Origin of the sequence: Corynebacterium sp. ACRPJ, assembly GCF_022347345.1 — a bacterium.
GTDB classification, from domain to species: domain Bacteria; phylum Actinomycetota; class Actinomycetes; order Mycobacteriales; family Mycobacteriaceae; genus Corynebacterium; species Corynebacterium tuberculostearicum_D.
The window spans coordinates 1-24,114 of the sequence record NZ_JAKRNC010000022.1; the positions used below are offsets into that span (position 1 = coordinate 1).

21 protein-coding genes are annotated in these 24,114 nt (G+C 60.6%); 6 read left to right on the forward strand and 15 right to left on the reverse strand.

The window, feature by feature from the left end; all coding sequences use genetic code 11:
* Positions 1–181: 181 nt before the first annotated feature.
* From fbaA to MHY08_RS11035, 9 genes are all read right to left on the reverse strand, one after another.
* Positions 182–1,216, reverse strand: coding sequence for a class II fructose-bisphosphate aldolase (fbaA, locus tag MHY08_RS10995; protein WP_239236680.1), 1,035 nt, complete (start codon positions 1,214–1,216; stop codon positions 182–184).
* A 145-nt stretch (positions 1,217–1,361) separates the two neighbouring features.
* Positions 1,362–2,552 (reverse strand): glycoside hydrolase family 76 protein, encoded by a 1,191-nt coding sequence (locus MHY08_RS11000; RefSeq protein ID WP_204610874.1) that lies wholly within the window; start codon positions 2,550–2,552, stop codon positions 1,362–1,364.
* A gap of 54 nt (positions 2,553–2,606) precedes the next feature.
* The gene (locus tag MHY08_RS11005; protein ID WP_239236681.1) at positions 2,607–3,305 is read right to left on the reverse strand and encodes a TrmH family RNA methyltransferase; all 699 of its coding nucleotides are present in this window, start codon (positions 3,303–3,305) and stop codon (positions 2,607–2,609) included.
* A complete protein-coding gene (gene pyrE / locus MHY08_RS11010; RefSeq protein ID WP_049377135.1) occupies positions 3,292–3,882 on the reverse strand; it encodes an orotate phosphoribosyltransferase in 591 nt (196 codons plus the stop codon). Before pyrE ends, MHY08_RS11005 begins: the two co-directional genes overlap by 14 nt.
* Positions 3,883–3,937: 55 nt before the next feature.
* Positions 3,938–5,458: a hypothetical protein gene (locus MHY08_RS11015; protein ID WP_239236682.1), complete on the reverse strand. Its 1,521-nt coding sequence runs from the start codon at positions 5,456–5,458 to the stop codon at positions 3,938–3,940.
* 94 nt (positions 5,459–5,552) lie between these two features.
* The gene (locus MHY08_RS11020; protein WP_239236683.1) at positions 5,553–6,410 is read right to left on the reverse strand and encodes a sulfurtransferase; all 858 of its coding nucleotides are present in this window, start codon (positions 6,408–6,410) and stop codon (positions 5,553–5,555) included.
* A 56-nt stretch (positions 6,411–6,466) separates the two neighbouring features.
* Positions 6,467–9,022 carry an ATP-dependent chaperone ClpB gene (clpB, locus tag MHY08_RS11025; RefSeq protein ID WP_239236685.1) on the reverse strand — a complete coding sequence of 852 codons (2,556 nt, stop codon included), beginning with the start codon at positions 9,020–9,022 and terminating at the stop codon, positions 6,467–6,469.
* 132 nt (positions 9,023–9,154) lie between these two features.
* Positions 9,155–10,567 carry a TetR/AcrR family transcriptional regulator gene (locus MHY08_RS11030; protein ID WP_239236687.1) on the reverse strand — a complete coding sequence of 471 codons (1,413 nt, stop codon included), beginning with the start codon at positions 10,565–10,567 and terminating at the stop codon, positions 9,155–9,157.
* 253 nt (positions 10,568–10,820) lie between these two features.
* The gene (locus MHY08_RS11035; protein ID WP_239236689.1) at positions 10,821–12,194 is read right to left on the reverse strand and encodes a sodium/glutamate symporter; all 1,374 of its coding nucleotides are present in this window, start codon (positions 12,192–12,194) and stop codon (positions 10,821–10,823) included.
* A gap of 179 nt (positions 12,195–12,373) precedes the next feature.
* Between MHY08_RS11035 and MHY08_RS11040 the strand changes: the two genes are divergently transcribed.
* Positions 12,374–13,546 carry a 2-polyprenylphenol hydroxylase gene (locus MHY08_RS11040; RefSeq protein ID WP_239236692.1) on the forward strand — a complete coding sequence of 391 codons (1,173 nt, stop codon included), beginning with the start codon at positions 12,374–12,376 and terminating at the stop codon, positions 13,544–13,546.
* Here the strand turns inward: MHY08_RS11040 and MHY08_RS11045 are convergent.
* Positions 13,543–14,358, reverse strand: a complete 816-nt coding sequence (locus tag MHY08_RS11045) for a carbon-nitrogen hydrolase family protein (RefSeq protein ID WP_204610865.1) — start codon at positions 14,356–14,358, stop codon at positions 13,543–13,545. The two genes, MHY08_RS11040 and MHY08_RS11045, sit on opposite strands and share 4 nt — an antisense overlap.
* Before the next feature lie 91 nt (positions 14,359–14,449).
* Here MHY08_RS11045 and MHY08_RS11050 point away from each other — a divergent pair, with 91 nt between their 5' ends.
* Entirely contained in the window at positions 14,450–14,713 is a 264-nt protein-coding gene (locus MHY08_RS11050) for a hypothetical protein (RefSeq protein ID WP_204610864.1), read from the forward strand.
* 32 nt (positions 14,714–14,745) lie between these two features.
* Positions 14,746–15,876, forward strand: coding sequence for an alpha/beta hydrolase (locus MHY08_RS11055; RefSeq protein WP_239228456.1), 1,131 nt, complete (start codon positions 14,746–14,748; stop codon positions 15,874–15,876).
* 185 nt (positions 15,877–16,061) lie between these two features.
* On the opposite strand, the gene MHY08_RS11060 is transcribed toward MHY08_RS11055, so the two are convergent.
* The 4 genes from MHY08_RS11060 to dnaK form a co-directional block, all read right to left on the reverse strand.
* Complete coding sequence (locus tag MHY08_RS11060; protein WP_239236694.1) at positions 16,062–16,511, reverse strand: heat shock protein transcriptional repressor HspR; 450 nt, start codon at positions 16,509–16,511, stop codon at positions 16,062–16,064.
* Between the two features lie 20 nt (positions 16,512–16,531).
* Positions 16,532–17,737 carry a molecular chaperone DnaJ gene (dnaJ, locus tag MHY08_RS11065; protein ID WP_239236696.1) on the reverse strand — a complete coding sequence of 402 codons (1,206 nt, stop codon included), beginning with the start codon at positions 17,735–17,737 and terminating at the stop codon, positions 16,532–16,534.
* Positions 17,738–17,834: 97 nt separating this feature from the next.
* Positions 17,835–18,542 (reverse strand): nucleotide exchange factor GrpE, encoded by a 708-nt coding sequence (grpE, locus tag MHY08_RS11070; protein ID WP_239236698.1) that lies wholly within the window; start codon positions 18,540–18,542, stop codon positions 17,835–17,837.
* Entirely contained in the window at positions 18,542–20,392 is a 1,851-nt protein-coding gene (dnaK, locus tag MHY08_RS11075; RefSeq protein ID WP_005325523.1) for a molecular chaperone DnaK, read from the reverse strand. The genes grpE and dnaK overlap by 1 nt, the downstream gene beginning before the upstream one ends.
* Positions 20,393–20,845: 453 nt before the next feature.
* Here dnaK and MHY08_RS11080 point away from each other — a divergent pair, with 453 nt between their 5' ends.
* The 3 genes from MHY08_RS11080 (at position 20,846) to MHY08_RS11090 (ending at position 23,310) form a co-directional block, all read left to right on the forward strand.
* The gene (locus tag MHY08_RS11080; RefSeq protein ID WP_239236700.1) at positions 20,846–21,022 is read left to right on the forward strand and encodes a hypothetical protein; all 177 of its coding nucleotides are present in this window, start codon (positions 20,846–20,848) and stop codon (positions 21,020–21,022) included.
* 183 nt (positions 21,023–21,205) lie between these two features.
* Entirely contained in the window at positions 21,206–22,396 is a 1,191-nt protein-coding gene (locus tag MHY08_RS11085; RefSeq protein ID WP_239236701.1) for a histidine kinase, read from the forward strand.
* Positions 22,397–22,623: 227 nt separating this feature from the next.
* The gene (locus MHY08_RS11090) at positions 22,624–23,310 is read left to right on the forward strand and encodes a response regulator (protein ID WP_370658802.1); all 687 of its coding nucleotides are present in this window, start codon (positions 22,624–22,626) and stop codon (positions 23,308–23,310) included.
* Positions 23,311–23,486: 176 nt separating this feature from the next.
* On the opposite strand, the gene MHY08_RS11095 is transcribed toward MHY08_RS11090, so the two are convergent.
* Positions 23,487–24,114 (reverse strand): LPXTG cell wall anchor domain-containing protein (locus MHY08_RS11095; protein ID WP_239236703.1); only part of this gene is annotated, 628 nt, incomplete at its 5' end.

Consider the following 24,114-nt stretch of genomic DNA (forward strand, 5'->3'; position numbering starts at 1 on the left):
AACCACAACCCCAGCCCCACACAAAACCCCTAACTGCACCGGCCGATCATCGATCCCTCGCCCGGAACCACCCCGGCCGAAAGTACGAAAAGCCGCCTCCCACGCGGGGGAAGCGGCTCATTCGGCATGCCTATATACGAGGCTGCCTCAACTCAAAGCAGTGTGGAGCAGCTAAGGGCAATTACTTGGAGATGGACTTGCCCACGGAGTGCAGGTCCTGGCAGGACTCGATGACGCGCTCAGACATGCTCTGCTCTGCCTTCTTCAGGTAGGAGCGTGGGTCGTAGACCTTCTTGTTGCCAACCTCGCCGTCGATCTTGAAGACGCCGTCGTAGTTCTCCATCATGTGGCGAGCAATCGGGTTGGTGAAGGCGTACTGAGTATCGGTATCCACGTTCATCTTGATGACGCCGTAGCCCAGAGCCTCTTCGATCTTTTCCTTCTCGGAGCCGGAGCCACCGTGGAAGACGAAGTCGAAGGCGTACTCGTCCTCACCCAGGCCGAGCTTCTTCTGTGCCACCTTCTGGCCCTCGAGCAGGACCTCTGGGCGCAGCTTCACGTTGCCTGGCTTGTAGACGCCGTGAACGTTGCCGAAGGTTGCGGCCAGCAGGTAGCGGCCCTTCTCGCCGGTGCCTAGGGCATCGATGGTCTTTTCAAAGTCCTCTGGGGAGGTGTAGAGGTTAGCGCCTGCCTTGGCCTGGACGCCGTCCTCTTCGCCGCCGACGACGCCGATCTCGGCCTCGAGGATGACGTGCGCGTTCTTAGCCTTTTCCAGCAGCTCCTGGGCGATGACCAGGTTCTCGTCGATAGGAATAGCGGAGCCGTCCCACATGTGGGACTGGAACAGTGGGTTCTCGCCGCGGTCGACGCGCTCCTGGGAGATGGCCAGCAGCGGGCGGACGAACTCATCGAGTACTTCCTTCTGGCAGTGGTCGGTGTGCAGCGCGATATTCACGCCGTAGTGCTTGGCGGCCTCATGAGCGAATGCGGCCAGTGCCTGAGCACCCTTGACCTTGTCCTTCAGTGCCAGGCCAGAGCCGAAGGCGGCACCGCCGGTGGAGAACTGGATGATGCCGTCGGACTCGGCCTCAGCAAAGCCCTTCAGAGCTGCGTTAATGGTCTCAGATGAGGTGCAGTTGATTGCTGGGAACGCGAAGCCGTTCTTCTTCGCGGTGTCCAGCATCTCGTTATAGACCTCAGGGGTTGCAATTGGCATGAGTTTCCATCCTTAAAAAGTGGGTTTGTGGTCAAACACGTTCCAACAGCCAAGTATGCCCGTTTCACGGAATTTCTGCCGCAAAAACCATGTGACATTTTCAACCCAGTCATTTCCGGGACCAATCCACTCCGACAAGCGTGGGTTATTTAGCCAAATATCGCACCACGCGGGCGCAGGCCTCCATCAGCATCCAGCCGGAAAGCTGCACGGACAAATCGCGCTCATCTACGCGAATGATGCCGACCTTCTCACTCATGGTGCGCCGGCCGAAGCCGTAGTTATGCGGCAGGCGCGCATCGGACAGCCAGTCAGATCCGAAAATCGGCAGGCCGTCGACCTCGAGGCGGTGTTCCCACACCGACTCGGCCGAGGCCACCACCATGCGAGCGGCCAGCTTCTTCGTCGCACGGTTGGCGGGGGAATCGCCAGGCAGGCGCACGGCGACGTCGGCAAGATAGCGCATCAAAATGCCTTTAAACAGGCCGCCGTCACCATCGCCGGTCTCCCAGTCCACCACGCCCGAAGGCGTAGCCATGCCCGAAGCCACGGTCTGCACCAAGCCCCGGATGCGGATGATGTAGTCCATCATCTCGGAAGCCATCTCAGCCTCGTACACGCTGTCGATCTGTTCCAAATCGCCCACGCCAGCCTTTTCCCGCAGCGCCAGCACGATTTCCAGGCACGCGCCGAGCACTACGCCCTGGCAGTAGGGGTGAATGTTTTTTACCACCTCAGGGCCGTCCATGCGCATGCGGACGCCGTCCATAATGTAGCCGTCGTCGTCAAGCAGGTGGTCATAGATCCAGTCAACGATGCGGCGCGCTTCCTCAATGCGCCCCATCCGCGCGAGCATGATGGCGCCCGGGCCGTTGGAGGGCACGTTCATGAAGTTCTCGCCCAGGCGCCACGGCAGCACGCCAAGCGTTTCATCGAGGCCTTCGTGGATATTGCGCTGCAGGGCCGCGAGACGCTTGGGCGTCTTTGCCTTCTTCAGGCCCTCCACGCGGCCGAAAGCCAGCGCGAGCCAGGCCTTGTCGTCGTAGTACTTATTCTTGGTCAGCTGCGCGAGGTTGCGGATGCGAATGCCGCGCAAGGTGTCATAGATGCGGTGGCGGCGCACCTTGGTGTTATTGCGCAGCGCCGCATCAACGAGGCAGTCCAGGTAGTGGGCCTGCCACCAGTAGTGCCAGTGGACAAAGAGCTTTTCCTTCGTCGTGGGCGGCCAGCTAACCACGGCAAGATTGGTGCGCGGCAGGCCCCATACGGAGTGCGCGTGGCGCTCGTTGATGGCGGCCTCTGCGAGTTCGGCGCGGTGGGCCCACTTTTCTTCCACGGTTCCTCAATCACTTCAGTCGCACGGGTAGATATAGCTAGTGTAACGATCTTCCTACCAGGAATTTGCCAGATCGGCGTGCTGGCGGATCCAGGCGTGCATGGCAATGCCGGCCGCAACGCCCGCGTTAATGGAGCGGGTGGAGCCAAATTGGGCGATGGAGCAGGTCATCACCGCAGCATCCTGGGCCGCTTGCGTCACGCCGGGGCCTTCCTGGCCGAAGAGCAGCAGGCTGCGCTCCGGTAGCTCGGCCGTTTCCAGGGGCACGCAACCGGGGGTGTTGTCGATGGCAACGACGGTAAGGCCCTCCTCGGCTGCCCACGCAATAAGCTTCTCGACGCTCTCGTGGTGCATCAAGTGCTGGTACCTATCCGTGACCATTGCCCCGCGGCGATTCCACCGGCGGCGGCCGACGATGTGCACGGTATCGACGGCGAAGGCGTTGGCGGTGCGCACGACGGTGCCGATATTGGCGTCGTTTTCGAAGTTCTCGATGGCGATGTGCAGGCTATGCCGGCGCTTATCGATGTCCTCTTTGATCGCTTCCCTACTCCAGTAGCGGTAGGCGTCGACGACGTTGCGACGGTCGCCTTCGGCGAGCAGCTCTGGGTCGTATTTCGCGGCCTCCGGCCCTTGCGGCAGCGGACCTTCCCAGGGGCCTACGCCATGGCGACCCTCGTTCCACTCGGTCGGCCCCTTGGCCTCGTCCGGCTTGGCCTGGTCGGCCGCGCTATCTGCGTTAGGCGAGGTCAAGGTCGCCCAGGCCCAGCAGGGAGCGGTACTCGAGGCCTTCTGCGGCGATGACGTCGCCGGCACCGGTCTCGCGGTCCACGACGGTCGCCACGCCCACGACCTCGGCGCCGGCCTCGCGCAGCGCGGCCACGGCGGTCAGCGGGGAGTTGCCGGTGGTCGTGGTGTCCTCTACGACGAGGACCTTCTTGCCTTCTACGTCGGCGCCCTCGATGCGGCGCTGCATGCCGTGCTTCTTGGCTTCCTTGCGCACGACGAAGGCGTCGATATCGCGGCCGTCGGCATGCATGATGGAGGTAGCAACCGGGTCGGCGCCGAGGGTCAGGCCACCGACGGCCGCGAAATCCCAATCCGCGGTCAGCTCGCGCAGCAGGGCACCGATAAGGCGGGAGGCCTCGTGATGCAAGGTAGCGCGGCGGAGATCCACGTAGTAGTCAGCTTCCTTGCCCGAGGACAGGGTCACCTTGCCGTGGACGACGGCCAGTTCCTTGACCAGTTCAGCGAGGCGGGCCTTCTTCTCGGCGTCCAGGTTCTGGGCGTGCGCGTTCTGGGCGTTGGTGGTGTGAGAATCCACAGTCATCTGCTCCTTGTCGTGGTTCGTGGGCGGCGGCCGGCCGCCAGTATCGGACTCTAGGCTACTCTCCCCGGCGCGGGTCCGATTCCTCGGCCGCGGACTCGCTCGCCGGGTTGGGGTCGACTGGGTTGGGGTCGGCCGCGCGGGAGCCGTCGGTGGTGGAGTCGGCGGAGGGGCTATCGAAGATGGAGGCGGCGCGGAACTGCTGGCGCGGCAGGCGGGCGGTATGGGAATCGGGGGTGGGGCGCTCGCGGCCGTCGGCAATCGCGTCGACCTCGTCGCCGCCCAGAGCGGTGTGCTCGACTGGGCCGCGGGTTTCAGAGTAGGCCCGAGACGGCATCTGCAACGGCTCCTCCGGCCGTTGAATGACGGGTCGTTCGAATTCGGGCGCGCCGGCGGCCGGCGTGCCGCCGACGGCCTCGACGATGGGCTGGGCGGGAATCTCGCGGGCTGGGTCCAATTCCTCGAGGCGCACCACGTGGGTGGCCGAGGAACGCGGTGGGAGGACGCGGGCGGCGTCGGCAAGCAGGGCAAGAGGCGGCAGCATCGCGTCCCATTCCGCGGAGCGCGCCTGCTTTGTGGTCTGCGCCAGGACCCACTCGGTTTCCATCCACAGTGCAGTAACGGCCTCGGGCATTTGCTGCAGAGCGACGTGGACGCGTTCATCCACCATGCGCTCGGTCACGGCGCTATCCGAGGAATACACATCGAAACCCTCGATGGTCATCGCCAACAGCAGGTCCTCGGAGGCCTTCGCATCGTCGCGGTCGAAGCGACGGAAATCCACGACCATGTCGGAGGCCGCTCCGGTACGCATGGCCATGACGTTGACGCCATCGATATCCATCAACAGCATCTCGTGGCCATACACGTTGCCGGCGACAATGTCTTTGGGCGCCGCGCCCGTGGAGGCCACTCCCCTGGTCCACTCGTCTACGAGATAAGGATCGGACTTCATAAATTCAAAGCCTTTGGCTTCTGCCCAATTGCGGCGCTCGCGGCGCATGGTTCCTGGCAGAACCGGCCGATGGCGGGTGTGCGGCTTCGAATGCGGGCGTGGCTCGCTTTCTGGATCGCTTGCTGATTGGCGGTCCGACTCGTGGGCTAGATTGTGGATCAGGGCTTGCTCTGGTGTGGATTCTGCGCTGGACGCGGACTCGGAATCCTTGTCAGGCTCCGGTTCGCGGACCGGTTCCGGTTTAGAATCCGGCTCGGGGGTGGGCTCGGATGAGGGAGCTGAGTTGGGGGCAGTATCGGAATCCAGGTTGGGCGCGTCGCCGGCGGGACTCGCGGTGTCGTGTGGCGCATCGACGGGAAGGGCTTCTGCTTGCACGTCGGTGGAACTGCGCTCGGCGAGAGCAGAGTCGGTCTCGGCGGACTCGGCGTCAGCGGAGCTGGAATCGGCGGGCGCGGCCGAAGCTGGGTCCGTGGAGGCCGGCTCGGTGGAAGCCGGCTCGGTGGAAGCGGTGTCTGCGTCCGCGGAGGGTGTAGGGGTGGAGGTGCGCTGTTCGCCGTCGTAAAGCAGCAGGGCACCGCCAGCAATGCCGAGAAGAACCGCGAGAGCAAGGATTAGAAAAGCCATCACCCCACGATAGTAGTAGGAACGAGCAAGCCCTCAGCGCTCGGCGCGCGGACGCGGGAGGCTGAGGGCGAAGGCGAGGGGCGGGCTGGGGCGATTAGCCGTTGACGGTGAGGCAGTCGCCGCGCTCTACGGGGTTGTGGGGGTTGGCGGACCACTGGGACCAGCCGCCGACATAGTGGCGCAGGCCGGTGAAGCCGGCGTCTTCCATGGCGGCAAGGGCGAGGGCGGAGTGGTTGCCGGAACCGGAGTAAATGATAGCGCCTTGGACGTTGTCGGGGGTGAGGCCGGCGTCGAAAAGCACTTCGCGGATTTCGCCCGCGGACTTCCAGGTGCGCAGGCCATCGTTGTGGAACAGGCGCTCTGGCACGTTGACGGCGCCGGGGATGTGGCCGGCCTTGAGGTCAAGGTTCTCGCGGCGGCCGGCGAAGCGGTTGCGGGTGCGGGTATCGATGAGCAGGCCATCGTGATTGCGCACGTCATCGATGGTGGCCACGGGCATCTGGCCCGGGTTAACCTCGGCGGTGGCACCGACGGCGAAGTTGCCGGGGCCGGTCAGCGTGGTATAGCCCAGGTGTCGCCAATTGGCCAAGCCGCCGTCGAGGATGCGGACGTTTTCTAGGCCGGCCCAGCGCAAGGTCCACCACGCGCGGCCGGCGAAAAGGCCACGGCCCTCGTCATAGACCACGACGGGACGATCCTCGCGGATTCCCCACTGACGGAAGTGCTCCTGCAGCTTATCCGGATCCGGCAGCGGGTTGCGACCTACCTGGGAGCCGGGCAGGCCGGCGAAGGAATTGGCGGTATCGCTAAACAGCGCCGTCGGGATGTGCAGGGAGGTAAATTCGTTGTAGCTCTGGCGCAGCTGCGGCTGCCAGTGGGTGGCCAAGAGGGTGAAACGCTCGCCGTGATAAATGGATTCGCGGAGTTCTTGCGGGGAGACCAAAATGCTCATGCCCCCGAGTCTAGGGGCATGAGCAGGATTTGGCGCGGCGGGCGCTGCGCGGCCGATTAGCGGGCGGCGATGTCTAATTCGGCGCCGCCATCGGCGACGTCCACGTGGACGGTATCGCCATCAACGATATCGCCGGCCAGCAGCTTCTTGGCGAGCTTGTCACCAATGGCCTGCTGGATGGTGCGGCGCAACGGGCGGGCGCCGTAAGCCGGATCGTAGCCGCGCTCGGCCAGCCAGGACTTGGCGGAATCCGAGACCTGCAGGGTCAGGCGGCGGGCGTCGAGACGCTCGGACAGGCCGCGCAGCTGGATGTCGACGATGCCACGCAGGAGCTCCTCCGACAGGGGCTCGAACATGACCACATCATCGAGGCGGTTGATGAATTCGGGCTTGAAGGCCTTCTTCACCGCGTCCATTGTCTCCTCGCGGGTGCCACCGGCACCCAGGTTGGAGGTCAAAATGATGACGGTATTGCGGAAGTCGACGGTGCGTCCTTGGCCGTCGGTAAGCCGGCCTTCATCCAGGACCTGCAGGAGGACGTCGAAGACGTCGGGGTGGGCCTTTTCCACTTCGTCGAAAAGCACGAGCGTGTAGGGGCGGCGGCGCACAGCCTCGGTGAGCTGGCCGCCAGCCTCGTGGCCGACGTATCCCGGAGGGGCACCGACGAGGCGGGAGACGGAGTGCTTCTCGCCGTACTCAGACATATCGATGCGTACCATGGCGGATTCATCGTCGAAGAGGAAGTCTGCCAATGCCTTCGCGAGCTCGGTCTTGCCCACACCGGTGGGGCCGAGGAAGAGGAAGGAACCGGTCGGGCGGTTGGGGTCGGCCACGCCCGCACGGGAGCGGCGAACGGCGTCCGAAACCGCGGTGACGGCTTCCTTCTGGCCGACCACGCGGTTGCCCAGCACGGATTCCATGTTGAGCAGCTTCTCGGTCTCGCCCTGCAACATCTTGCCGGCCGGGATGCCGGTCCAGGCGGAAACGACCTCCGCGATGGTGTCCGGGCTTACCTCCTCATCGAGCATCGTATTGCGCTGTTCGGTGGCCTTGACCTCTGCGGCCGCGAGATCCTTTTCCAGCGGTGGAATCTTGCCGTAGTTGATCTCGGAGGCGAGTGCGAGGTCGCCGTCGCGCTCGGCAATTTCGGCTTGGCGGCGCAGGTCATCGAGTTCTTCCTTGATGTTTTGGACATCGTCGATGGCCTTCTTCTCGTTGGCCCAGCGGGCCTTGAGCTCACCGAGCTTCTCGCGCTGGTCCGCGAGCTCGCCTTGCAGGGTGGCTAGGCGATCCTGGGAGGCGGCGTCAGATTCCTTCTTCAGCGCCAGTTCCTCGATCTCCATGCGGCGTACGATGCGCTCCAGCTCGTCGATTTCCTGCGGGGAGGAGTCGATCTCCATGCGCAGGCGGGAGCCTGCCTCATCGACGAGGTCGATGGCCTTATCCGGCAGGAAGCGGTTAGTGATGTAGCGGTTGGATAGCTCGGCGGCCGATACCAGCGCGGAGTCCATGATGCGCACGCCGTGATGTACCTCGTAGCGTTCCTTCAAGCCACGCAGGATGCCGATGGTGTCTTCCACGGAAGGCTCGGCGGCGTAGACCTGCTGGAAGCGGCGCTCGAGGGCGGCGTCCTTTTCGATGTACTTGCGGTACTCGTCCAGGGTGGTGGCGCCAACGAGGCGTAGCTCGCCGCGGGCCAGCATGGGTTTAATCATGTTGCCGGCGTCCATGGAGCCGTCGCCAGTAGCGCCGGCGCCGACGATGGTGTGCAGCTCATCGATGAAGGTGATGATCTCGCCCTCGGAGGATTTAATCTCATCGAGCACGGCCTTGAGGCGCTCCTCGAATTCACCGCGGTACTTAGCACCGGCGACCATGGATCCAAGATCCAGGCTGATGAGGGTCTTGCCCTTGAGGGACTCGGGGACGTCGCCAGCCACGATGCGGCGGGCTAGGCCCTCCACGATGGCGGTTTTGCCCACGCCGGGCTCGCCAATGAGCACCGGGTTATTCTTCGTGCGGCGGCTAAGCACCTGGACCACGCGGCGAATTTCCTGATCACGGCCGATGACCGGGTCGATCTTTCCCTCGCGGGCACGCGCGGTGAGATCCGTGGCGTACTTTTCTAACGCCTGGAACTGGTCCTCCGGGTTCTCAGAGGTCACCTTGGCGGCACCGCGCACGGAAGGGAAGGCGCCCTTGATGGCGTCATAAGTAGCACCGCGGCCGGTAAGCAGCTCGGCGGCATCGGTCTTGGAACCCGCGATGGCGGCGAGAAGGACCTCGGTGGAGACGAATTCATCGCCCAATTCACCGGCTAACTCCTGCGACTTGGTCAGGACGTTGAGGCCGTCGCGGTTAAATTGCGGGTTGGCCATATTGGCGCCCTCGGCCTTGGGATAAGAATCAACGAGCTCACGGGCTTCCTTGAGCACGGTATCCGGGTCTACGCCGGTGGCCTTAAGAACTGGGGCGGCAATTCCGCCTTCTTGGCTAAGAATGGCTGCCAGCAGGTGGGCCGGGCGGATATCCGGATTGCCATTGGACGAGGCGGTTTGCAGGGCGTCCTGCAAAGCCTCTTGTGTTTTAGTGGTGGGGTTAAAAGAATTCATGTGTGCGTTGCTCCTTCTAAGTTTTATTCACCCACTGTAGGGCTTCACTTAGCACAACGCACCCAGAGTTGAGCCTATTCCACTCAACATAAATATTTTTGAGCGTGGGCCACTCAACTTTATACAGGGTCCTTAAACCTTCTTGTACTCCTCGTTTTCATGGCCCAGAATCTGCAAGCTATGCGCGATGGCAAAGAAGGATACGGTCACTACCTGGACAAAAAGCGCCCACTTGAGATCTTCATTGAAGCTCTTAAAATCGCCAACGCTGCACAGGTGTGCAATGCCGTTAGCGCCGGCCCACACGGCCAGGGTACTGATATAGACCAGCTGGTCAGTAGGGGTAATGCCCATTTCGATAACGAACTTGCGCAACAGGTCCATCATAATGGCGAAGTTCTTGGTCATGCCCTCGTGCGAGCTGCCATCGCCATTGTGTGGAACGATGGAACCGCTGGCCAGCGCAATAATGGAGCTGAAGCGCTCTGGGTACATCATCGCGTAGTTAAAGTAGGCGGCAGCAACAATCTGCAGGCGGTCTACGGTGGGGGTATCTTCTGGAAGCACGGCGAGACAGTCCTCGAAAACCTTCGCCATCTCTGTGGCGGTGAGGGTTTCTGCCACCTCACGCAGCGCGAAGTCATTGTCCACGATAGTGGTCAGGAAGTCTTTGGAGGTACCAAGCTTTTCGGCCACGTGGTCAAAGAAGCGGCGGTCGACACCGCGGCGACCAGCCACGCGCAGCGCGGCCTCAATAATGACCTTCTTGGCTTCCTCAGGATCCATCTGCTCAAGGTTATCCGGAGCCACGAAGGGTTTTTCACGCTCGCTGCCCATGACCTTTTCCACAATGCCGCGGGCATCGTTCATAATAGGACGACGGGGTGGGATCTGCTTATTCTTAAACCAATATTGCAGGGCATCGACCACGAGGCGGTCTACCTGCTTGAGGTTGGCGGCACGAATAACGGCATGTTGCAGGCGCAAGATACCTACCACGCTCAGGTGACCCATACCGTGGATGACGGACCAGCACGCCAAGGTGATGCGGCCGATTTCCAAAGGCGAGATGTCTCCATCGTGGGCCACGACGGCACCTTGCTCTTCGGCAAAGCGCTTGACGACGTCCAGCGCCATGTCCGGACCCGGAGTCCCCGACTTTTCCCCCTTGGCAAATTGGCAGACGTGCTCCTCATCGAGGGCGTCATACTGTTCAAAGAGGTAATGGTAGATGGCGGGCTCGTCTTGCGCATAGGCAAAGTAGGCCTCTGCCAGCTGCATGAGGACATCGCCGCCTGAGTTGCCCTCCGGCAGATGGCGCGCCGCTTCCACCATGTATTCAGACATGCGACGATCCAAGAAGGCGGGGATTTCCGCGAGCATGTCGGCACCGGTGGCGAATTCCTCAGCCACCGCCTGTGGCGAGAGACCAGCCTGGTCCGCCACAGATTCCACGGTAACGGCCTGCTCGCCTTCGCAGCCCGCTACATAAACAGCGGCTTCCAGGATGATCACCCGCCTGGAAGCCCCATCTAACTGGTACATCTAGTTCCTCATAAAGACAGAGATTAATACCCGCTGATTCTAACAAATTTTAAGGTACAGGGATAGTCCCAATCGATTATCCTTTTTAAGGAATCCGGCACCCACCGATGTTAACAGTGGTAGCGTGGCTGATGAGCCATGATTACGGCGGCAAGCGCCTCGATTCACCCGTACCGGCGAATTATTTTCTTAACTTTAGTGCGACTAATCTCATAGTCTTTTAAGGTTGACGGAGGGGCGTCGGCAAGCGCGGCTATGCTTGCTTCTGTCCTACATGGCCGATGCCCTCTTGGAAGATAGTGCCGCGCGGCGGCATAAGGCGCATGGACTTGAAGGCAATGTAGACGCCGATGGAAATCGCCAGGGAAATGGCGCCGAAGGCGCCGGTAAATCCGTACATGACGGCCATAGGCGCGATGATGGTCCATGAAATTTCAAAGGGACCGAAACCGATGTAGGCCATGCCGTATTCGGACAACGTGCCGGACTTGAGCTTGGGATCCACAATCTTGAGAATGGCGATGCCGGTCGCCACGGTGGCGGTGGCCCAGCCCCAGCCAAAGATGCCGCGCTCAATCCAGCGCTCACCAAAGAACTCGGCCGGGAACCACAGCAAGAAGAACACGCAGAAGATGGTGCCCAGGATAAAGAGCAGGAGAAGTGCCTGCCAGTAGGAGGCAATAGCGGCCGGGACAATGGCGGCCACACCGAAGGCAATGAGGTAGTCCGTGGCCGCACCAGAGATGGAGGAAATGGAGTCCTTATCCAGGTAGTCCTCAGCACCGACGAAGTTCATGAGCGCACGGAAGAGAAGGCCGACCACCATGGACATTGCAAAGAGCGGCACGGAGACATTTTCCCAGATGCTGCTCAGGCCCTGGTTGATGCCGTAGGCGGTCATCACGGTCAGGATGATGAAGCCGAAGTGCAATGCGAGCGGCTCGATGGAGGAAGGGTTGGTAGTAGCGCGGCCGAGCGACGGGCGCTCATCAACATTCTTGATATAGCCGCGGCGCAGGTCTTCCGGCAGTTCCTTAGGTACGTGGGAGACCTTGCCCTTGCGGATGCCCCAGTTGCCGGCGATCACGCCGCCGATGATGGCGGCCAGCGTACCGACAGTCGCAGAGGTAAAGCCGAGCGAAGACGCGGCATCGGCACCCACGCCCTCCAGCGCGCCACCCACGGCCGCGGCGGTACCGAAGCCGCCGGTAAAGCCGACGGGCAGCATCATGCCGAACCAATTCGGGGTATCGAAAAGCGGTGCAAAGAGGAAAAGACCCAGTACGATAAACAGGCCCCACTGGCCGGTGAACATCATGGTGGAATAGCCCCACATATTGCGCGCGCCCTTGCCCATATTGCCGCCCACTTCCATGGAGTAGGCCATAGATGCAAAGACCACCGCGATGAGGATGGAGGTGTAGTCACCCAAGTTATCGGAGAAGTTGATCCAGCCCAGCACGTTTGGACCTACCAGCAGGCCGATAAGGCCGGCGGTAATAGGGGCAGGCAGCAGCAGGTCCTGGAAGATGAACTTCACCTGGTGGCGCAGGACGTTGCCGATGACCATGAGCAAAGAAATCCAGCCCACATCCAGCATGAGCGTATAAGCGGAAAAATCTTCCATGAGGACCCTTTCTAGCTGTGCAATTATGGCGACTTGCCCCCATTAGAGGGCAGACGGATAGGGAATACAATACCTTTCGCTAAGTGATCCACAACATAGGCTCCCGTTTTCACCCCCACTACAGCTTTCAGTAGGTAGCTCGACCCCCAGTTGGGCGCTGACTATTAGGATGATGTGACATGTGGGAACTGGGCGAGCATTTTCGAAATTACGCAGACGAGTACCGCGATGCGGTGCACGAGCATTTCTTTAACGCGGTGCCTGAATCCCGGCAGATTTTTGCCCTGTCGATGCGCGATACCCATACCTCGATGGTGCCTGCGCTGGCATGGGTGATTGAGCATACGGAGCCTGGGGAGCCCCTGCTTGCCGACGTCTCCGCAAAGCTCACCCAGCTCGCCCGCGATCACCGCCGGCATGGGTTTCCGGCCGAAATCTATTCCCGCTTCGATGATGCCCTCGTGGCCGGCCTGCGGGTTTTGGCGCTGACGCAGTATCAATACAACTTTGCCTGTGACGTCATCCACCAGGTGTGCGCCACGATGGCCGACGCCGCACGGGAGTCCGACGCCGCCGGCGAGGCACCGGCGCACTCGGCGCAAGTGGTGGCGGTGGATCATCCCGCCCGCGAGACGTCCATCATCCGCGTGGAGGCTGGCCTGGCTGTGCCCTATCAACCGGGGCAGCACTTTCCGGTAACCACGCAGTACTTGCCCGGGCAATGGCGGATGCTCACCCCTGCGCAGCCTAGCGACGGAACCGGCCAAGTGGTCTTTCACGTCTCCACCGCGGACGAGGCTTCCCGGTCCCTCGCGCACGCGCAGCCCGGAGACTGGTGGACCTTGGGCCAGCCCGCCGGCGGCATTAGCCTCCAGAACGCGGACGCAGGTGAACTGGTCATCATTGCCTACGGCACCGGCTGGGCCACGGCTCGCTGCGCGGCGCTCGCCGCGCTGGGCGATAAAGACCGCAGCCGAGTACCGCGCCTCTTTGCCGTGGCGGGCAGCCCCGGCGCCCACTATGACACCTACTTCCAGCAAAACCTGGCAGCCCTTGGCGCACCGGTGCGCCGCATCGTGCGGGAAGAACAAGACCCGTGGTTGCTCAATGCCCGCGAATTGGCACCCGGCGCCGACTACGTAGTCTCCGGGGAACCGACCGATGTAGTAGTCAACGAGGTGGAGTTATCCACAGGCACTCCCCCGCGCTTCCTTCTCGTCGGACCGGCCGACGAGGTTGTGGAAGGTGAAGAAGGGTTGGTTCAAAGGGGCGTCGGCAAGCAGCAGATCGACGTCCTTAGCTGGGGCCGCGACGGGCGCTGGCAGCCGGAAGACTACGCGGCGCTGACCTAGTCCGCAGTGGCCACAACCGGCAAAGCGCGGCGGGTTTTCGCTACCTCATTCGGATCGATGTCGGCATAGAGGATGTCATCCTCGTAGCCGGCCTCGGCCATGCGCACGCCATTCGGATCGACGATGGTGGAATGGCCAATGCCCGTTGGGCCGGAAGGATTGCCCGCCTCAGCGTCACCGCCTGGGCGCGATTGGCCGGCCGCGAGGATATAGCTGGTGGAGTCCAAGGCACGCGCGGCCGTGAGCAGGCGCCACTGCTCCAGCTTTCCGGGGCCGTCCGCCCAACTCGTGGGCACCACAATGAGCTGCGCGCCCTGGCTCGCCAGCTCCTTAAACTGCTCCGGGAAACGGATGTCATAGCAGGTGGCTACGCCCACAATAAGGTCATCCACGTCGAAGGCCACCAGCGATTCGCCGGCCAAGACCGTATCCGATTCGCGGTAGTCAAAGGCATCATAGGTATGGATCTTGTCGTAGCCGCCCAGCACGCCAGGGCCTGCAATGAGCGCCGTATTGGTCACGCGATTAATGGTCTTGCCGTCGCGCTCCACGGTATCGGCCGGGCAGAACATGCCGACCACGACAGTGACCTCAAGCTCCTCTGCGAGCGCTTGGATCGCCGTGGCGAACGGGCCTTCGAGCGTCTGCGCCTGCTCATCAAGGCGCCCGGAGTGGAAATTCTGCGCCGTGGCCTCCGGCAGCACGATTAACCGCGCCCCGTTTCCGGCCGCCTCACGGATCTTGGCGAGGGCCAATTCCTGGTTTTCGGTAATATTACCGGTGGACGTTAACTGCACTGCTGCTACCTTCATGCCTCCCAAAATAATGAAGCAGGGCGAAGTTATCCACAGGCTGCGTCTGTACCCCTAGCGCGGCGTTGTGTGGTCCTTCAGGCTTAGGGGCATGAGTTATGTAGAAATTCCCACGCACCTGCCCGATTACGTCCGCTCCCTCATGGCGCGCCCTCCGCTGCCACCGCCGACGGCCACGCTCGATACCGCCTGCCGCACCGCGGCCGCACTAGAGCGAGCCCGTGCCACCTGGTCCAGCGCCGTGGCCGCAACGGAGGACGCCACGGCCGAGCAATTGCGCTCCATTGAGGCCTTCCTCAACACTGCCGCCGGGGTGGATTCCCACCTGGGCCAGGCATTGGGAGATGCGCGATGACCCTATCCGTGGCTTTAAGACATGGCGCCAGTATGTTGCATAGCGAACGCGCTGAACTGCGCTTTCGTTTTATCGATGCACACCAGGATTGGCGTGGCCTATCACTGGGTGGCCCCGCCGGTGACGCCGCCCGCACCAGTTTGGCGGGCTACACCGACTGGCTGGCCCAACCGCTGCACCAGATGGAGCAGGTTGCCACCACCCTTGAGCTCCACGCCAGCCTGCAGGCCCGCCGCGAGGAACTCGAGGACCGCATCATCGCATTTCTAGGACAAGTGGATGAGCGCAATGGCGCCGCGGCCAGCGCCGCTGGACTCTTGTTGAATCAAGTGCGGGCGCTGGGCGATTCCCTCGACTGGCTATGCTCCCAAGAAATCGATGCCCTATGTACGCCTAGCGGGGTGGCCCCACCCGTTCGCTTGGAAGACTTCTCCGATCTTCCAGTGGATACCGTCCACGAGATTAATCTTGCCCACGCCAGCGAGCACGTATCTCAGCTAGCCGCGCAGAACCCAGATATGCGAGTGCTAGAAACTAGCGACGGCCGGCTCGTAGCCATGGTGGACCCCGGCGGCTTCCGGACCACACCGGCATCACTTACCACGTTCGTGGAAGGGGTTCACTCCTCCGATCCAGAAACCTGGCAGCGTGCGGTAGACCGCGGCCGCAATCTTGCTAAGGCCAGCGGCGGTCCCGCGGTCGTGTGGTTGGGCTACCAGGCGCCCTCCTCCCTGCCCCGTGCAGTTCACGCCACTCCCGCGCGAACTGCCAGTCAAGAACTCGCCCGGTTTCAGCGCTCGCTCGGTGCACGCTATCCACAGGCCAAGCGCACCGTAGTGGGATATTCCTATGGTTCAGTAGTCACCGGGCATGCCGCAAAGCAGGAAAGAATTGCTAATGACGTAGTGCTCGTCGGCAGTCCCGGCACCGACGCTGGCCACGCCTCAGAACTGCATGGCCGCATCTGGGCAGCCACAAACGCCAACGACCCCATCGCTATTACGACGGGGCCTCACGCTGGCATCCATGGCCCCGATCCCACCATTGATGCCTTTGGCGCTACTCCCCTTCCCGGTGCGGATGGTCTCCCTGGCGATCATGGCTCCTATTGGGAGGACCCCCAGTTCTTGCGGGGCCTAGGCCAAGTGGCACGCGCGAACTAGTCCGAGGGGTAGGGCCTTTTAGAACAGACCAGCCGGCTGGTCCGAATAGGAGACCAACATATTCTTAGTCTCCTGCTAGTGGCCCAGCATCATCAAGTGGTTCTCACGGCCAAGGCCGAAGAAAACCCCGCAGCCAGCGGGGAAGCTGGCTGCGGGGTTGGGTGTACTCGTCTGCAGAACGAGAGTTAGTCTTGGCCGTATCCACGGCTGCGGGAGCGCTTGCGCTCACGCGCGGTGCGCGGGCTCCACATCACCACGGAGGTGGACCGTGGGACATGAACAAGCTCACCGCTGCGCTGGGAGCGACGGCCGGCGGCCTGCTCGCGCAGGGCCCGAACTTCCTCGGCAAGGGCATCGCGCTCGGCCTCGAGTCGATCGCGTTCCTCGGTCAACTCGATGATGGACTTGATGCCGGCAAGGTTGACGCCATCGTCTTGGGACAGCGCCTGAATCTTGCGCAGCAGCTCGATGTCCCGGTCGGAGTAGCGGCGGCCACCGCCACGAGTGCGGGCAGGGGAGACCAAGCCCATGCGGTCATAGGTGCGCAGGGTTTGGGCATGCATTCCGGAGAGTTCCGCAGCTACGGAGATGACGTAGACCGCGGTGCCGGAATCTTCTGCCTTTCCAGTGCTCATTTTTTAACACACCTCCTGCCTTAAGCATTCTCGGCGCCGGCCCAGCCCGCACGCGGGTTGAAACCGGAGTCCTTTTCCGCCTGAGCATAGGTGCGCAGTGCGCTAGAGGCGGCGGCATCGAGCTTGGTAGGCACGGTAACCTGCACGCTAACCAGTAGATCACCGGAGTTGCCACCGCGCTTGGCGATGCCCCTTCCGCGCACCCGCAGCGTGCGTCCATCCGGCGTGCCAGCGGGGATCTTCACGCGCACCGGGTTATCCAAAGTTGGAACCGCGATGGTATCGCCCAAGGCCAGCTCCGTGAAGGAAACCGGAACGGTGACATGAAGGTCATCGCCCTCGCGAGTAAAGACCTTATCCGGTTTCACGGTTACCGCCACGAAGAGGTCACCGGCTGGAGTGCCGTTGGGACCTGCTTCGCCTTGTCCGGCGAGGCGTACCTTTTGGCCATCAATAACACCGGCGGGAATGCGAACGGTGATATTGCGGGTGCGGTGAACCGTGCCGGTGCCGTGGCAATCCTTGCACGGATCCGTGATGCGCCGGCCGGTGCCATCGCAGTCCTTGCACGGGGCAGAGAAACCGAAGGCACCGCGGTTTTCCGAGGTAAAACCGGTACCGCTGCAGGTGCCACAGGTAGAAGTCTTGCCAGAAGCGGAACCCGAGCCGTGGCACGTGGTGCACGGCGCATTGCCGCTGAGCGCTAGGGGAATGGTGGTTCCCTTAGCGGCCTCGCGGAAGTCGAGGGTTATTTCCGTTTCGACGTCGGCCCCCCGCGACGGTTTAGCTGAGTGGCCAGCACTACCGCCGCGGTTGAAAACGCTACCGAAGATATCCCCAACACCGCCGCCTTGAGACGCTCCTCCAGCGGATCCTCCGAAGAGGTCCGAGAGGTCGAATTCTTGCGCACCTTGTCCACCCATGCGCGTGGATCGAAACCCGCCGGGAAATCCGGCGCCTCCCATCCGTCCAAAGCCGCCTCCATTGCGGAGCATGGCCTTGAACTGGTCGTATTCCTTACGCTCAGCGGCGTCGGAAAGCACGTCGTAGGCTTCCGCAACCTTTTTGAACCTTTCCGCTGCCGCGGGGTCGTCCGGGTGGGTATCGGGGTGATTCTCGCGTGCTAGCTTGCGGTAAGCACGCTTAATCTCGTTCTGGTCTGCGGACGAGGAGACCCCCAGATCCGCATAGTAATCTTTGTCTGCCCATTCGGGTTTAGCGCTCACTGGGCATCTCCTCCTTTCAAAGAGAATCGATACAAGTTAAGTAAAAGGGCGCCGCGGGAAGGTCACTAGTCAATTCCCAGGGCGCCCTTTATGTTATTTACTCGGAATCTTCCGAGTTGCCGGACTCATCGCTGGGGTCCGCGATGATGACCATGGCATTGCGTACGAGCCTGTCGCCCACGCGGTAGCCCTTGCGCAGCACGGTGCCAAGCACCTGCTCATCGCCGGAGGACAAGTCCTGCACGGCTTCGTGGACCTCAGGGTCGAAGGCATCGCCTTCCTCACCGAAGGCAGCAAGGTCGTGCTTTTCCAGCGTGCTGTGGAGCTTATCCGCAAACGCCTTGAGCGGGCCTTCCAAGTCGCCGTGTTCACGAGCCAGTTCCAGGTCATCAAGGACAGGCAGCATATCTGCGATGACCTTGGCCTTGGCGGTCTCGATTACGACCTGGCGGTCGCGCTCGGTGCGGCGGCGGTAGTTGGTGTATTCCGCATTCAGACGCTGCAGGTCTTCTGTGCGTTCTGCCAACTGTGCTTCCACATCGCTGGCGCCGGTGCCTGCGGGCTCTTCGCCCGCTGCTTCGGCTTCTACCTCATCAGCGTTGACATCTGCCAGCGCTTCTTCGAGGTCAGCATCGAGGGTGGGATCCAGCTCGGCTTCTTCGGAGGCGTCAGCCTGCGCTTCCTGCGCAGCCTGGGCCTCCTCGGCCTGCTCGGCAGCAGCCTCAGCGCGGTCAGCCGAGGTAGCCTCCGGATCCGTGTTTTCCGGGTCGCCTGGGTTGTGCGGCATTCCGCTGTCCTGAGTCATTACTTATTGCCATCCTTGTTCTCGTCCTCGTCAACGACCTCAGCGTCGACGACGTTCGGGTCACCCTGCGCAGCACCAGCATCGGCAGCGCCCTCAGCGCCGGCCTCAGCAGCCTGCGCCTCGTAGATCTGCTTGCCCATCTCCTGGGATTCGGTGGACAACTTCTCCACTGCGGACTTGATGGCCTCGAGGTCATCGCCCTTCAGAGCCTCATCAACGGCGTCAGCAGCCTCGGTGACCTTGGTCTTAACGTCCTCGGATACCTTGTCAGCGTTGTCATCCAAGAACTTGCGGGTCTGGTAGGAGGTGGACTCTGCGTTATTGCGCAGCTCCTGCTCCTCGCGGCGCTTCTTGTCCTCTTCAGCGTGCTGCTCAGCATCCTTGACCATGCGGTCGATCTCTTCCTGGGACAGGCCGGAACCATCCTGAATCTTGATGGTGTTTTCCTTGCCGGTGCCCTTGTCCTTTGCGGTCACGTGGACGATGCCATTGGCATCGATATCGAAGGTGACCTCAATCTGCGGAACACCGCGCGGTGCCGGAGCAATTCCGCCGAGCTCGAAGGAGCCGAGCAGCTTGTTGGCGGTAGCCATCTCGCGCTCGCCCTGGAAGACCTGAATCTGTACGGAAGGCTGGTTATCTTCCGCGGTGGTGAAGGTCTCGGACTTCTTGGTCGGGATGGTGGTGTTGCGCTCGATGAGCTTGGTCATCACGCCACCCTTGGTCTCAATGCCGAGGGACAGCGGGGTGACGTCGAGAAGCAGCACGTCCTTAACCTCGCCGCGCAGCACGCCTGCCTGCAGGGCAGCGCCGACTGCAACAACCTCGTCCGGGTTAACGCCCTTGTTGGCATCCTTGCCGGTCAGTTCCTTAACCAGGTCAGATACGGCTGGCATACGGGTGGAACCGCCAACGAGAACAACGTGGTCGATATCGCCGACGGAAAGGTCAGCGTCCTTAATGACCTGGTTGAACGGAGCCTTGGTGCGGTCCAGCAGATCCTGGGTGATCTTCTGGAACTCGGTGCGGGTCAGGGTCTCATCCAAGAACAGCGGGTTCTTGTCGGAGTCAACGGTGATGTACGGCAGGTTGATGTTGGCCTGCTGGGAGGAGGACAGCTCAATCTTGGCCTTCTCTGCAGCCTCGCGCAGACGCTGCACGGCGCGCTTATCCTTGGTCAGGTCAACGCCCTGGGAGGTCTTGAAGCGGTCTACCAGCCAGTCGACGATGCGCTGATCCCAGTCATCGCCACCCAGCTCGTTATCGCCGGCGGTGGCCATAACCTCAACGACGCCATCGCCGATTTCCAGCAAGGAGACGTCGAAGGTGCCGCCACCCAGGTCGAATACCAGGATGGTCTGCTCCTGCTCGCCCTTTTCCAGGCCATAAGCCAAAGCAGCTGCGGTTGGCTCGTTAACGATACGGAGCACGTTCAGGCCTGCAATCTGGCCAGCTTCCTTGGTGGCCTGACGCTGTGCGTCCTCGAAGTATGCAGGAACGGTAATAACGGCGTCAGTAACATCCTCGCCGAGGTAAGCTTCTGCGTCGCGCTTCAGCTTCATCAGCGTGCGAGCGGAAATCTCCTGGGAGGTGTAATCCTTATCATCAATGTTGATCTTCCAGTCGGTGCCGATGTGGCGCTTGACGGAGCGAATGGTGCGGTCAACATTGGTTACCGCCTGGTTCTTAGCGGACTGACCGACTAGGATTTCGCCGTTCTTTGCAAAAGCAACGACGGAAGGCGTGGTGCGAGAGCCCTCGGAGTTAGCGATAACGGTGGACTCGCCACCTTCCAGTACGGAAACGACGGAGTTCGTCGTACCAAGGTCAATACCTACTGCGCGTCCCATGATTTCTTCTCCTTTTATCTTGGGGTAATTAATAAAGTTGACTGTCAGTGACTCAACTTCTCGTTGCGTCCGAGCGCTACTGTAACAGAACTTCTACGTCCGGTCACACAACCTTGAGCCTGTGTCACTCAATCTCTACAACGAGTAACCTACAAAAGTTATTCCCCGCGACTCAACTTTTCTTGTAAACCTCGCCTTTATGCAGCTCAGCGCCGCTCTTGCCGACGCCCACCCCCTACCCTCCACACGATCACCCCCTTCACCCAACACTGCCCCATACCCAAACGGAGCCCCTTAAATAACCCTAAGAGGATCCAAAAGTCACCTCAGAAAGGATCCAAAAGAGGATTGGCAGCCCGCCCCTGCTACCGCATACTAGAAATCACAGCAGTTAAGAGCTGCTACCCCAGAGAGAGATTGTAGTTTTACTCCGCCGATCCGAAAGGAATGTGTATGTTCGATACCCTCGCAGACCTCAGCTCCGCCATCGACTTCGAGGCACTCATCAAGGGCATCAAGGGCCTCATCGAGGCTTCCTTCGAGTCCAACACCGACTCCGAGGGCCTGTCCTCCGTATTCGAGGGCCTGTCCTCCAAGGATGACGCAGAGGCTGCTGCAGAAGCTAAGTAATTAGCCTTCTGTACTCCTTCATGAAGACCAGCTAAACCCCCTCACCTTCTTCCTCCGCTCGGAACCCACCACAAGGAACCGCGCACGAAGGTGCGGGGGTTTCGCTGTTTTCAATCGCTGTTTCACGTTCGCTGTACCTACACTAGGGAGATAAAACCCATTGAGCCTTAGCATCCAGGAAGCGTGGACCGCACCGTGTCGAAACCTTCACAGCTGCCCCTTCACCAACGCATCCGCGCGGCCATGACCCTGCAGCGAACAGCCGCTTTAACTGCGGTGATTTGTGTGGCGCTGACATTACTTGGCGCATTCTTCACGCCCACTGAACACCAGCTATCTGCCGCCATCTTTGGCCTAATACTGACTGTCATTACGACATTGGCATTCCGTCACCCGCTCGTGATGTCTGTGCTTTTTGTGACGGTGTGGATGAGCTCTACATTCGCTGCAGGCACTCCTTACCTCTGCTACATCTTCTTAACTCCAATCTTCATCGCCGTCATCGCTTACCACGGGAAAAATTGGCAGACGCTTGCAGTAGGCACCGTCTTTTGGGCTGCTGGTCTTATCGATCCCAGCAGTGCGAGGATCAGCGTTAATCCTGCAGCCGCTTTTGCTTGGGCAATGTTTATTGGAGTCGGTGCAGTCATTGGCGCAACTTTCGCGCACTCTGCGCAGCGATACAAAACAGCCATGGTCGAGTGGAACGCCGATGTGCAGCGGCGACAGTCGGATCTCGCCGAAACTCTCCATAACTCCGTGGTCTCGAGCCTTACTGTTAACACGATGCAGCTAGAAGCCCTGAGCCTTGAATACTCCAAAGACCCGAAGCTCGCTAAACGCTTAGATGAGCTTAGCGATTCCATGCGCTCTTCTATGTCCGAAGTGCGCGCACTTACCAAGGTTCTCCGAAACAATATCGAGGGCATTTCCGACGGAATGAGCTTCGGTTCTACCACCAAACCTGATAGCTTTGCCCAGCTTCTTTCCCAGGAAGAAACCCGGCTTTCAAGGCTCAATCGAAAGCCACTTGTGGAGGTAAGCGCAGAGGATTTTGCCCCGCATTTTCCTCCGGAAACACTGGATTCCATCGCTGCCATCACCACGGAAGCTTGCTTGAATGCCGTGAAGTACTCACCCCCAGGCGCTGAAATCGTAATCTCGGTGCACCCTCACCTCGGTTGGACCGTCATAACCATCACCAACCCAGTGTCTAAACCTACAAGCACTAACGCTGACATGTCTTCGGGCATCGGTATGGCATCAATGTCGCGTATCGCGGCAACAATTGACGCTCGTGTCGATACTAAGCTTGAGCATGATCAGTGGGAGCTTTCGCTTTCCCTTCCGCCCTCTGCCCAAAAGGCTGGTTAGCTTCGACACGTCGCCTAGCAAACCTAGGAGGCGTACACTAAGCTAACGATTGTCTCTGACTAAAGCAGATTTTATTAAAGGATTCCGCATATGCAGGCTGCACTTGCTAGCTTTCTGGCCCCATTTTTGCTGTCCTCTTCTCTTTTGGGTGGACTAACGCCAGGCGATCTTTCGCCCACCACTGAATATCAATCGCCGGTCGATATGGTCTTTGGTTGCCCGTCGCCGTGGTGCCCGAGGTAAAGACTTCTCTTTTGGTCGTCGATGACGACCCCTTAGTCCTTGAAGCTTTGGGGCGCTATTTCGCTTCGGCCGAGGACATGGAGGTGCGCGCCACCGCAGAAAATGGCAAGGTCGCCCTCGAGCTGCTAAATGAGCAAGACTTCGACGTAATCGTGGCTGATATTCACATGCCCGAGATGGATGGCACTACCCTCTTGCGCGAGGTCAACAAGATGGAAGACCCGCCGGTCTTCGTCGCGATGACCGCGATGGACAATGATGAGACCCTCAAAGAGGTCATGTCCAATAAGGCTGCAGCCTATATTCTGAAAAGCTCCAAGCCGGTCTACATCTTAGATACCGTGCGAGAGGCTGTACGCGGCGGCACTGTTGTCACCCCACAATCGCTTACCCGCCTATTTGAGCAGCTTCCTGACTGGAACGCCGAAGGCACCGCCGCTAATGCAGCAGCTGTAACCGCGAAGTTTAAAGATAATCATCATATCTCGCCTGCTTTAGAGCAGGTTCTAGACCTGGTCTGCCAAGGCAAGTCCAATGAAGAAATTGCCAAGAGCACGCACTACGCACCGGGCACGGTGAAGAAATACGTATCTACCTTGCTCAGTGAATTCCATGCTAAATCCCGTCTTGAACTAGCGGTGAAAGCCCTAAAGGCTGGTTACGGTTCCTGACCTGACTACTTGGCAACAACGAAATCTTTTCCTTCAGAGAAGTGATTTTCCTGCACTGACCGAGAGACTTGCGTTCTGGGACCACCTTTCAATGAAATAAACCGCGTCTCAAGCAACTCGTATTGAGCGGCTTAAGACGCGGTTTAGGCTACTAGGGAGCTATCCGCCGAGCTTCACTAGCTCTCAGTAGATTTACGATTCCTTCGAACTAGGAATAGACCAGCTGCAAGTGCAGCAAGGCCACAAAGGACCAGTCCGAGTACCGAGGCACCAGTATTGGCCAACCCAGTGAATCGTTCAGTGTGGGCGGTAGGAGTACCTTGGGTAGAGGTAGGCTTTGCCACTAGTGGCGCCTTTTCCGTCGGCCCGTAAGGATTAGTCTCGCCGTCTTGGTGAGTATCCTCAAGCACGTTATCAGCTTCCTTCTGGGGCTTTTCTTCCAAGCGCTTCTCATCCGTAGATGGAACCGAGCTATGCGGGACAGGCTTACCGGATGGCACCGCTGAGCTCTTACCGCTCGACAACAGCGGAATCAATGGAACCAGGAGCCAGCCCAAAGAGGACTTGGAAGATTTTTCCGGATTGGTCGGAGTTGGGTCTGGGTCTTCGGAGGGCGCAGGGGTAGGCTCGTCGCCTCCTCCGGACGGACAATTTGGATCGTCAGGATCAACAACAGTCGTCGTCACCGTAACCACACCATCATCACCAGGAGTAGGCTCCACCGGCTCAGACGGCTGACCACCCTCAGACTCCGACGGCTTACACACCTTCTCCGTCTCCGTCACCGTAGACGAAGGAGAAGAA